The sequence below is a fragment of the Streptomyces panaciradicis genome (assembly GCF_023516615.1).
GTDB classification, from domain to species: Bacteria; Actinomycetota; Actinomycetes; order Streptomycetales; family Streptomycetaceae; genus Streptomyces; species Streptomyces panaciradicis.
In genome coordinates this window covers 22,004-31,713 of sequence record NZ_JAMGBF010000047.1, presented here as the reverse complement: position 1 = coordinate 31,713, position 9,710 = coordinate 22,004, and the positions used below count along the sequence as shown (strand labels likewise).

At 70.9% G+C, this 9,710-nt stretch carries 10 protein-coding genes and 1 pseudogene; 5 read left to right on the top strand and 6 right to left on the bottom strand.

Features of this window, described 5'->3' with window-relative positions:
- From M8J74_RS18335 to iolC, 4 genes and pseudogenes are all read right to left on the bottom strand, one after another.
- Positions 1-198: pseudogene (locus tag M8J74_RS18335) on the bottom strand (3D-(3,5/4)-trihydroxycyclohexane-1,2-dione acylhydrolase (decyclizing)); the annotation flags it as partial.
- Positions 198-1,088 carry a 5-deoxy-glucuronate isomerase gene (iolB, locus tag M8J74_RS18330; RefSeq protein WP_249837461.1) on the bottom strand — a complete coding sequence of 297 codons (891 nt, stop codon included), beginning with the start codon at positions 1,086-1,088 and terminating at the stop codon, positions 198-200. The gene iolB and the pseudogene M8J74_RS18335, both read right to left, overlap by 1 nt.
- A gap of 55 nt (positions 1,089-1,143) precedes the next feature.
- Positions 1,144-2,025, bottom strand: coding sequence for a Cgl0159 family (beta/alpha)8-fold protein (locus M8J74_RS18325; RefSeq protein ID WP_249837460.1), 882 nt, complete (start codon positions 2,023-2,025; stop codon positions 1,144-1,146).
- Between the two features lie 11 nt (positions 2,026-2,036).
- A complete protein-coding gene (iolC, locus tag M8J74_RS18320) occupies positions 2,037-2,999 on the bottom strand; it encodes a 5-dehydro-2-deoxygluconokinase (RefSeq protein WP_249837459.1) in 963 nt (320 codons plus the stop codon).
- 289 nt (positions 3,000-3,288) lie between these two features.
- On the opposite strand from iolC, the gene M8J74_RS18315 reads away from it, so the two are divergent.
- The 5 genes from M8J74_RS18315 to M8J74_RS18295 are packed head-to-tail and all read left to right on the top strand — an operon-like array spanning position 3,289 to position 8,250.
- A complete protein-coding gene (locus tag M8J74_RS18315) occupies positions 3,289-4,308 on the top strand; it encodes a sugar ABC transporter substrate-binding protein (protein ID WP_249837458.1) in 1,020 nt (339 codons plus the stop codon).
- The gene (locus M8J74_RS18310; RefSeq protein ID WP_249837457.1) at positions 4,308-5,384 is read left to right on the top strand and encodes an ABC transporter permease; all 1,077 of its coding nucleotides are present in this window, start codon (positions 4,308-4,310) and stop codon (positions 5,382-5,384) included. Before M8J74_RS18315 ends, M8J74_RS18310 begins: the two co-directional genes overlap by 1 nt.
- Before the next feature lie 4 nt (positions 5,385-5,388).
- Positions 5,389-6,300: an ATP-binding cassette domain-containing protein gene (locus M8J74_RS18305; protein ID WP_249837456.1), complete on the top strand. Its 912-nt coding sequence runs from the start codon at positions 5,389-5,391 to the stop codon at positions 6,298-6,300.
- 1 nt (position 6,301) lies between these two features.
- Positions 6,302-7,204 (top strand): sugar phosphate isomerase/epimerase family protein, encoded by a 903-nt coding sequence (locus M8J74_RS18300; protein ID WP_249837455.1) that lies wholly within the window; start codon positions 6,302-6,304, stop codon positions 7,202-7,204.
- 20 nt (positions 7,205-7,224) lie between these two features.
- Positions 7,225-8,250, top strand: a complete 1,026-nt coding sequence (locus M8J74_RS18295) for a Gfo/Idh/MocA family protein (protein ID WP_249837454.1) — start codon at positions 7,225-7,227, stop codon at positions 8,248-8,250.
- Here the strand turns inward: M8J74_RS18295 and M8J74_RS18290 are convergent.
- Both M8J74_RS18290 and M8J74_RS18285 read right to left on the bottom strand, forming a co-directional pair.
- Entirely contained in the window at positions 8,243-8,686 is a 444-nt protein-coding gene (locus tag M8J74_RS18290) for a GNAT family N-acetyltransferase (RefSeq protein WP_249837453.1), read from the bottom strand. The two genes, M8J74_RS18295 and M8J74_RS18290, sit on opposite strands and share 8 nt — an antisense overlap.
- Before the next feature lies 1 nt (position 8,687).
- Positions 8,688-9,710, bottom strand: coding sequence for a Gfo/Idh/MocA family protein (locus M8J74_RS18285; protein WP_249837452.1), 1,023 nt, complete (start codon positions 9,708-9,710; stop codon positions 8,688-8,690).

The following is a 9,710-nucleotide window of genomic DNA, read 5'->3' as shown; positions in this document are numbered from 1 at the left end:
CTCGTTGCGGCCCTGGTGGTACGGCATGTCGTCCCCGTACTCGACGAGCGCCTGGCCGATGCCGGCGACGTTGCCGTGCCCGAAGATGCCCCAGGTGCCCGCGATCAGCCGGTGGCGCACGCCGTCGCGCTCGGTGTACTGCGCGGACAGGAAGCGCACCAGGGCCTGGGCGACGGTCAGGCGGCGGGTGTTGCTCATCAGGACTTCTCCGGGGCCGTGTAGAGGGGGAGGCGGGCGTCGACCGGTTGGTCGGGCCAACTGTCGCGGACCCAGGCGTGATCGGGGTGGTCGCAGATCAGCCAGGCACGCTCGGGCTCGGGGCCCGCCATGACGTTGAGGTAGTACATGTGGTGGCCGGGCACCGCCATGGAGGGCCCGTGCCAGCCGTCGGGGATCAACACCACGTCTCCGGCGCGCACTTCGGCCAGGACGTCGGTGCCCCGGCCGTGGCCCGAGGGGGACACCCGCTGGTAGCCGAGGCCGGGGACGCCGTCGTGGGCGGCGAACTCGAAGTAGTAGATCTCCTCCAGGACGGATTCCTCGCCGGGGCGGTGCTCGTCGTGCTTGTGCGGCGGGAACGACGACCAGTTGCCGCCCGGGGTGATCACCTCGACGGCGATGAGCTTGTCGCACTCGAAGACGTCGGCGGCCCCGAAGTTGTTGACCTGGCGACTGCTGTTGCCGGTGCCGCGCAGCTCCACCGGGACGGCGGAGGCCGGCCCGTAGCGGGCGGGCAGCCGGCGGGTGCAGCGCGCCCCGGTGAGCGCGAACCGTCCGCCGCCGGCCGACGACACCGTCGTACGGGCGTCGCGCGGCGCGTAGGCGAAGTCGCTGACCGCGCTGAAGACGCTCGCGCGGCCGGTGAGTTCGAAGGTGTCGTGGCCGAAGTCGTCGGCGACGGCGACCGTGCAGGCGCCGCTGAGCGGCAGCACGATCCATTCGCTCTCGCCGGTGTCGAAGGTGTGCGTGCCGCCCGGCGGCAGCTCCAGCACACGCAGGCTCGAATGGCCCCAGCCGGCCTTCTCGGGCGTGACGTCGACGGCGTACGGGCCGCCGAGGGCCTTGCCCGCGGGCAGGTGGTACGTCATGGGGCGCTCCTTCCTGTCACAGCACTGCTCGGTGTCACCGCGGTGCTCCTCCGTCTCACAGCAGACCGACGGCCGTGTCCACCGCGGTCTCCACGCTGCCCTCGGCCGGATAGAGCAGCGAGCGGCCCACGACCATGCCTTTCACGGTGGGCAGCCGCAGGGCCTTGCGCCAGCGCTCGTAGGCGCCTTCCTGGTCCTCGCCCACCTCGCCGCCCAGCAGGACCGCCGGCAGCGTCGAGGTCTCCAGGACCTCGCCCATGGCGTCGGGGTCGTCGGTGACCGGCAGCTTCAGCCAGGTGTAGGCGGAGGTGCCGCCCAGGCCCGCGGCGACGGCGATCGACCTGGTGACGGCCTCGGCGGACAGGTCGTTGCGCACCTGACCGTCGATCCGGCGGGAGACGAACGGCTCGACGAAGACGGGCAGCCGGTGCTCGGCGCACTCGTCGACCGCGCGGGCCGTGGCCTCCAGGGTGTCGAGCGAGCCCGGGTCCGTGTAGTCGATGCGGGTGAGGGTCTTGCCGGCGTCGAAGCGGGAGCGGGCGATGTCCCGGGCGCGGTAGCCGGTGAAGCGGTCGTCCAGCTCGAAGGAGGCGCCCGCCAGGCCGCCGCGGTTCATCGAGCACATGACGACCTTGTTCTCCAGCGCCCCGAGCAGCAGCAGGTCCTCCAGGACGTCCGCGGTGCCCAGCACCCCGTCCACGCCCGGCCGGGACAGCGCGACGCACAGGCGCTCCAGCAGGTCGGCGCGGTGGGCCATCGCGAGCCGGCGGCCGCCGACGCCGAGCGCGCCGCGCGCCGGGTGGTCGGCGGCCACGATCATCAGACGGCCGCCGGCACCCAGGAGGGGGCGGCGCGCACGCCGGGCCGCGGCTTCGGCGACGGCTTCGGGGCGCTCGGCGCGGACCGAGACGAGGTCGGGGATGCTGAGGGGCGACAAAGGGGCTCCGTTCAGGAAGTGGCGCGGGACAGGAGGTCTTCGACCTCGGCCTCGGTGGGCATCGCGGAGGAGCAGGCGAGACGCGAGGCGACGAGGGCTCCGGCGGCGTTGGCGTACCGCATGGTTTCGGCCAAATCCCGGCCGGACAGCAGGCCGTGCACCAGGGCGCCGCCGAAGGCGTCGCCCGCGCCGAGGCCGTTGGCCACCTCGACCGGGACCGGCGGGACCTCGGCGGTGGTGCCGTCGCGGTGCACGGCGAGCACTCCCCCCGGGCCCTGCTTGACGACCGCGAGCTCGACGCCCGCCGCGAGCAGCGCCTCGGCGCAGGCCCGGGGCTCGCGGACGCCGGTGGCGATCTCGCACTCGTCGAGGTTGCCGACCGCGACGGTCGCGTGCCGCAGGGCCTCCGTGTAGTACGGGCGGGCCTCCTCCGGGTCCCGCCAGAACATGGGGCGCCAGTCGAGGTCGAAGACGGTGGTGCCGGCCCGGTCGCGGGCCTTGAGGGCGGCGAGCGTCGCGGAGCGGCTGGGTTCCTCGCTCAGACCGGTGCCGGTGATCCAGAAGACCCGGGCCGCCCGGATGGCGAAGTAGTCCAGCCCCTCGGAGTGTATCTCCAGGTCAGGGGCCTTAGGCTGCCGGTAGAAGTACAGAGGGAAGTCGTCCGGAGGGAAGATCTCGCAGAACGTCACCGGAGTCGGGTACGCGGCGACGGGCGTGACCCAGCGGTCGTCGACGCCGAACTCCTTGAGCGCCTGGTGCAGGTAGGCGCCGAAGGGGTCGTCCCCGGTGCGGGTGATCACCGCGGTGTTCCGGCCGAGCCGGGCCGCCGCGACGGCCACGTTCGCGGCCGAACCGCCGAGGAACTTGCCGAAGGTCTCCACCTGGGCCAGGGAGACACCGGACTGGAGAGGGTAGAGGTCGACGCCGATGCGGCCCATGGTGATCAAGTCGAAGGGCGGGGCTGACTCGGCCATGCGTGATGCTCCTCGGGCTGGAATGCGGATCCCAGTGGGGCTGCCGCCTCCCAGGTGTAGGCCGCCACCTGCGGTCGTGTCAATACTTTGTACTTACATTCGGACCTGAGCGTGAAATGATGTCTTAACAAAGTATTGACAGCGGGCGCGGGCGGGGGTTTGATCCCGTCCCAGCGCAACAGGCCGCGTTTGCCGTGAACGACTCGGACATGCCAAGATCCCGGGCCCTGGATCATCGATGATCCTTTTCTCCCTTTCCCCCGCGAAGCACAGTGAGGTGCCAGGAAAGATGGACCGTACTTCTCACCCCCGCTCCCGCAGACTCTTCCCCGTAGTCGCGGTTGCCGCGGCGGCTGCCCTGACCCTCGCCGGCTGCTCCAGCAGTTCCGGGGGCAAGAAGTCCGAGGAAACCGGCGCCAACGCGTCCGCCGGCAAGGCCACCACGCCCCGTATGACGGTCGCGCTGGTCACGCACCAGTCGCCCGGCGACACCTTCTGGGACATCGTCCGCAAGGGTGCCGAGGCCGCCGCCGCCAAGGACAACATCAAGCTGGTGTACTCGGCCGACCCGAACGCGGGCAACCAGTCCAACCTGGTGCAGAACGCGATCGACCAGAAGGTCGACGGCATCGCCGTCACCCTCGCCAAGCCCGACGCCCTGAAGACCGTCATCGGCAAGGCGAAGTCGGCCAACATACCGGTCGTGGGCCTCAACTCCGGTCTGAGCGACTGGAAGAAGCTCGGCCTGATGGAGTTCTTCGGCCAGGACGAGACGGTGGCCGGCGAGGCCTTCGGCAAGAAGCTCAACGACCTCGGCGCCAAGCACACCGTCTGTGTCATCCAGGAGCAGGGCAACATCGGTCTGACCCAGCGCTGCGACGGCGTGAAGAAGACCTTCTCCGGCAAGACCGACGTCCTCTACGTCAACGGCACGGACATGCCGTCGGTGAAGTCGACGATCACCGCCAAGCTCAAGCAGGACTCCTCCATCGACTACGTCGCGACCCTCGGCGCCCCCTTCGCGCTGACCGCGGTCCAGTCGGTCTCGGACGCCGGCAGCAAGGCGAAGATCGCCACCTTCGACCTGAACAAGGACCTGACGACGGCCATCAGCAAGGGCACGATCCAGTTCGCGGTGGACCAGCAGCCGTACCTCCAGGGCTACTTGGCGGTCGACTCGCTGTGGCTGTACAAGAACAACGGCAACTACAGCGGCGGCGGTGAGCAGCCCGTGCTGACCGGCCCGGCCTTCGTCGACAAGACCAACGTCGAGCAGGTCGCCAAGTACGCCGCCAACGGAACCCGGTGATGAGCATGACCCAGCACGCCGAGCCGGCGGTGGAGACACCGCCGGCCCCCGGCCCCAAGGAAACTGACGGGCGCACCGCCCGACGGCCCCTGGCCCTCAGGCTGTTGGCCCGTCCCGAGGTCGGCGTCTTCCTCGGCGCCGCCGCGGTCTACGTGTTCTTCCTGATCGCCGCCCCGCCGGTGCGGGACGGCGGCTCGATGGCGACGGTCCTGTACCAGTCGTCCACCATCGGCATCATGACGCTGCCCGTCGCGCTGCTGATGATCGGCGGCGAGTTCGACCTGTCGGCGGGCGTCGCGGTCATCACCTCCGCGCTGACCGCGAGCATGCTCGCCTACCAGCTGACCGTGAACGTGTGGGTCGGCGTCGTCGCCGCGCTCGTGGTGTCCCTCGCGATCGGCTTCTTCAACGGCTGGATGGTCGTCAAGACCGGCCTGCCGAGCTTCCTGGTCACCCTGGGCACCTTCCTGATCCTGCAGGGCGCCAACCTCGCCGTCACCAAGCTGGTCACCACCAACGTCGCCACCGACGACATCAGCAACATGGACGGGTTCGACCAGGCGCGGAAGGTCTTCGCGTCGTCGTTCGACATCGGCGGCGTCCAGGTGAAGATCACCGTGTTCTACTGGCTGGTCTTCGCCGCGCTGGCGACCTGGGTGCTGCTGCGCACCAAGTACGGCAACTGGATCTTCGCCGTCGGCGGCAACAAGGACTCCGCCCGCGCGGTCGGCGTGCCCGTCACGTTCACGAAGATCTCCCTGTTCATGCTGGTCGGGCTGGGCGCCTGGTTCGTCGGCATGCACCAGCTGTTCACCTTCAACACCGTGCAGTCCGGTGAGGGCGTGGGCATCGAGCTGATCTACATCTCCGCGGCCGTGATCGGCGGCTGTCTGCTGACCGGCGGCTACGGCTCGGCGATCGGCCCGGTCTTCGGCGCGTTCATGTTCGGCATGGTCCAGCAGGGCATCGTCTACGCCGGCTGGAACCCCGACTGGTTCAAGGCCTTCCTGGGCGTGATGCTGCTCGGCGCCGTCCTGATCAATCTGTGGGTCCGCCAGTCGGCGACCAGGAGGTGACCCGATGACGAAGAACGAATCGACCACGCACGGAGCCGTCCTCCCCGACACCCCCGCCCAGGACGAGGACGCCCCGATCGTCGAACTGCGCGGTGCCGGCAAGTCCTACGGCAACATCCGTGCCCTGCACGGCGTGAGCCTGACCGTGCACCCGGGCAAGGTGACCTGCGTGCTCGGCGACAACGGCGCCGGCAAGTCCACCCTGATCAAGATCATCTCCGGCCTGCACCAGCACACCGAGGGCGACTTCCTCGTGGACGGCCGCCCGGTGCGCTTCTCCACCCCGCGCGAGGCCCTCGACAAGGGCATCGCCACCGTCTACCAGGACCTCGCCGTCGTCCCCCTGATGCCGGTGTGGCGCAACTTCTTCCTCGGCTCCGAGATGACCAAGGGCCCCTGGCCCCTGCGCCGCCTCGACATCGAGACCATGAAGAAGACCGCGGACGCCGAACTGCGCAACATGGGCATCGTCCTGGACGACCTCGAACAGCCCATCGGCACCCTCTCCGGCGGCCAGCGCCAGTGCGTGGCCATCGCCCGCGCCGTCTACTTCGGCGCCCGCGTCCTCATCCTCGACGAGCCGACGGCCGCCCTGGGCGTCAAGCAGTCCGGCGTGGTCCTCAAGTACATCGCCGCCGCCCGCGACAAGGGCCTGGGGGTCATCTTCATCACCCACAACCCCCACCACGCCTACATGGTCGGCGACCACTTCAGCGTCCTGCGCCTGGGCACCATGGAACTCAACGCCTCCCGCGACGAGGTCAGCCTCGACGAGCTGACCAACCACATGGCCGGAGGCGCCGAACTCGCCGCCCTCAAGCACGAACTGGCCCAGGTCCGCGGCGTCGACGTCGACGAACTCCCCGAGGAGACCGACCTCACCGCACCCGTCGGCACCTCGGAAGGGACCTCCTGACATGGCCGGCGCCCTCGACCGCATCCGTGTCGGTTCGGCCCCCGACTCGTGGGGCGTGTGGTTCCCGGACGACCCGCGGCAGGTGCCCTGGGAACGCTTCCTGGACGAGGTCGCCGAGGCCGGATACGCGTGGATCGAGCTGGGTCCGTACGGCTACCTGCCGACCGACCCGGCCCGGCTCACCGAGGAGGTCGCCAAACGCGACCTGAAGGTGTCCGCGGGCACGGTCTTCACCGGCCTGCACCGCGGCCCAGCGGTCTGGGACTCCACGTGGGAGCACGTCAGCCAGGTGGCCGCGCTCACCCAGGCCACGGGCGCCCGGCACCTGGTCGTCATCCCGTCCTTCTGGCGCGACGACAAGACCGCCGAGATCCTGGAACCGCCGGAGCTGACCGGCGAGCAGTGGGCGTACCTGACCAAGGGCATGGAACGGCTCGGCCACGAGGTCAAGGAGACGTACGGCCTCGACATCGTGGTGCACCCGCACGCCGACACCCACATCGACACAGAGGACCACGTCGAGCGCTTCCTCGACTCCACCGACACCGAGCTGGTCAACCTCTGCCTGGACACCGGGCACTACGCCTACTGCGGCGGCGACAGCGTCAAGCTGATCGAGACCTACGGTGAGCGGATCGGCTATCTGCACCTCAAGCAGGTCGACCCGGAGATCCTGGCCGGCGTACGCGCCGAGGGCACCCCCTTCGGGCCCGCCGTCGCCCAGGGCGTCATGTGCGAACCGCCGTCCGGCGTACCCGAGTTGGGTCCGGTCCTGGAGGCCGCGCAGCGGCTCGGCGTGGAACTGTTCGCGATCGTCGAGCAGGACATGTACCCCTGCGAGCCCGACCGGCCCCTGCCCATCGCGGTGCGCACCCGCGCCTTCCTGAGGTCCTGCGGCGCCTGACTCCCTGGAGGGGGACGACCATGGCCCAGCCCGCAACGCTGCACGTCGCCGTCGTCGGCACCGGAAAGATGGGCGCCGACCACGTCCGCCGCATCCAGGAGGTCATCAGCGGCGCCCGCGTCACCGCCGTCGTGGACGTGGACGCCGAACGCGCCAAGGCCGTCGCCGCCCGCGTCGAGGGATGCACCGCCTACACCGACCCGGCGGCCGCGATGGCGGCGACGGACGTCGACGCCGTCCTGATCGCCTCTCCCGGGCCCGCTCACGAGGCGGCCCTGCTGACGGCGTTCGAGCACGACCTGCCCGTGCTGTGCGAGAAGCCGCTCACCCCGGACGCGGCCGCCGCGCTGCGGGTCATGGAGGCCGAACAGCGCCTCGGCCGGCGCCGGGTCCAGGTCGGCTTCATGCGGCGGTACGACGCCGAGTACATGAAACTCAAGTCCCTCCTGGAAACCGGCCAGTTGGGCAGGCCCCTGATGCTGCACAACCGGCACCGCAACGTCGCCTCACCGCCCGGCTGGCGCAGCGAGATGCTGATCAACGACTCCGTCGTGCACGAGATGGACGTCACCCGCTGGCTGCTGGGCCACGAGATCACCGCCGTCACCGTGCTGCGTCCGGCGCCGTCCGCGAACGCCCCCGACCGGATGCAGGACCCGCAGTTCGTGGTCTTCGAGACCGACGGCGGCGCGATCGTCGACGTCGAGATCTTCGTCAACTGCGGCTTCGGCTACCAGGTCCAGGCCGAGGTGGTCTGCGAACGCGGCACCGCCCGCATCGGCGACGGCCACGCCATGGTCACCCACATGGCCGGCCGCTGGGGCGGCACCATCGCCCAGGACTTCGTGGAACGCTTCGCCGACGCCTACGACCGCGAGGTCCAGGCGTGGGTCGACGCCACCCGCCGCGGCGAGGTCACCGGTCCCAGCGTGTGGGACGGCTACGCGGTGGCCGCGGTGTGCGAGGCGGGCGTCCGCGCGCTGGAGGAGGGCGGCCGGGTGGAGGTCGAGCTGGTGGAACGGCCGGCCCTCTACGACGTCAGCTGAGCGGCCGCGAGAACACCACCCGCGGCTGCCCCGGGCCGTTGTACTCCTCCACCACGCGCACGTCGAAGCCCAGACCGCGGTGGAAGGCGACCGACCCCTCGTTGCCGACGGTCGTGATCGCCTTCAGCCGCACCGCCCCCTGCCGCCCGGCGGCCTCCGTGAAGGCGCCGTACAGCTCGCGTCCCAGACCGGCGCCGCGGGCGTCGTCCCGCGTCGCGACCAGGTGCACGTAGCCGGTGCCGTCCGGGGTGACGAAGCCGATGAGATAGCCGAGGACGCCGTCGTCGGACCGCGCGACCAGACAGGTCTCGCCGAACTCGTGCACCAGCGGCAGCAGATGCAGCGCCCGCAGGTCGCGCTCGCCCCAGTACCGGTGGTGGTCGGCGAGGACCTGCCGGATGTCCGTGACCCGCGCGGGGACGATTCGGTGGGCCACGTCAGTTCCCGACGACGCTGCGCGGCCGCGGCGGGAGGCCCGCCGCGCGGTAGCACGCGTCGACCAGGGTCATCGTCGCCACCGCGTCGTCCGCGTCCAGCGGCACCGGCGTGCCCTCGCGCACCCGCGCCGCGAACGCCTCCAGCTGGTAGGCGTACGACGACCGGGTGCCCAGGTGCTCCGTGCGCTCGCCGTCCGCCGTGCGCACCACCACGCGGTCGTCGAGGTGGGGCAGGACGAAGTTCGGGGCGCTCGCCTCGCCCTTCGTGCCGATGATCCGGCAGCTCATCTCCAGCCCGTCGTACGCCATGTGACACCGGGCGGAGCCGGTGGCGCCGCCGGGGAAGGCGAGTTCGGCGTCCAGCCACTCGTCGACCCCGGGCGCGCCCGCCCGTTCCCCGCCCCGGGCGGAGACCAGGCTCGGAGCGCCGCCCGCCCAGCGGGCCAGCATCCGCTGGGCGTGCAGGCTGTAGCAGCCCAGGTCCATCACGGCGCCGCCGGCCAGCGACAGCGACCAGCGCGGGTCGCCGTCCTCGGGCGCGGGGATCGCCACCAGCGTCTCCACCCGCCGCAGTTCGCCCAGCTCCCCGCTGTCCAGGAGCTCGTGCAGGCGCCGGGTGACCGGGTGGAACAGGTAGTGGAAGCCCTCCATGAAGACGGTGCCGGACTTCGCCGCAGCCTCCCGGACCTCCGCTGCCTCCTCGGCGTTGCTCGCCGACGGCTTCTCCGTCAGGACGTGCTTGCCCGCCGCGAGGGCGGCCAGGTTCCACGGCCCGTGCAGACCGTTGGCGAGCGGGTTGTAGACCACCTCGACCTCGGGGTCGGCGAGCAGGTCGGCGTAGGAGCCGGCGACGCGCTCCACGCCGTGCCGGCCGGCGAAGGCCTCGGCGCGGGACCGGTCGCGGGCGGCCACCGCCACGAGACGGTGACCGGCGGCGCGGGCCGGGTCGACGAGGGCGCGTTCGGTGATCCGCGCGGCGCCCAGTACTCCGATGCGCAGGGGTTCCCGGACCGGTTCGCTCAT

Excerpts from the sequence above, each read along its gene's own strand:
- iolB (WP_249837461.1), bottom strand. The coding sequence starts at position 1,088 with ATGACGTACCACCTGCCCGCGGGCAAGGCCCTCGGCGGCCCGTACGCC.
- iolC (WP_249837459.1), bottom strand. The coding sequence starts at position 2,999 with ATGGCCGAGTCAGCCCCGCCCTTCGACTTGATCACCATGGGCCGCATC.
- M8J74_RS18315 (WP_249837458.1), top strand. The coding sequence starts at position 3,289 with ATGGACCGTACTTCTCACCCCCGCTCCCGCAGACTCTTCCCCGTAGTC.
- M8J74_RS18310 (WP_249837457.1), top strand. The coding sequence starts at position 4,308 with ATGAGCATGACCCAGCACGCCGAGCCGGCGGTGGAGACACCGCCGGCC.
- M8J74_RS18305 (WP_249837456.1), top strand. The coding sequence starts at position 5,389 with ATGACGAAGAACGAATCGACCACGCACGGAGCCGTCCTCCCCGACACC.
- M8J74_RS18300 (WP_249837455.1), top strand. The coding sequence starts at position 6,302 with ATGGCCGGCGCCCTCGACCGCATCCGTGTCGGTTCGGCCCCCGACTCG.
- M8J74_RS18295 (WP_249837454.1), top strand. The coding sequence starts at position 7,225 with ATGGCCCAGCCCGCAACGCTGCACGTCGCCGTCGTCGGCACCGGAAAG.
- M8J74_RS18285 (WP_249837452.1), bottom strand. The coding sequence starts at position 9,710 with ATGAGCGAACCGGTCCGGGAACCCCTGCGCATCGGAGTACTGGGCGCC.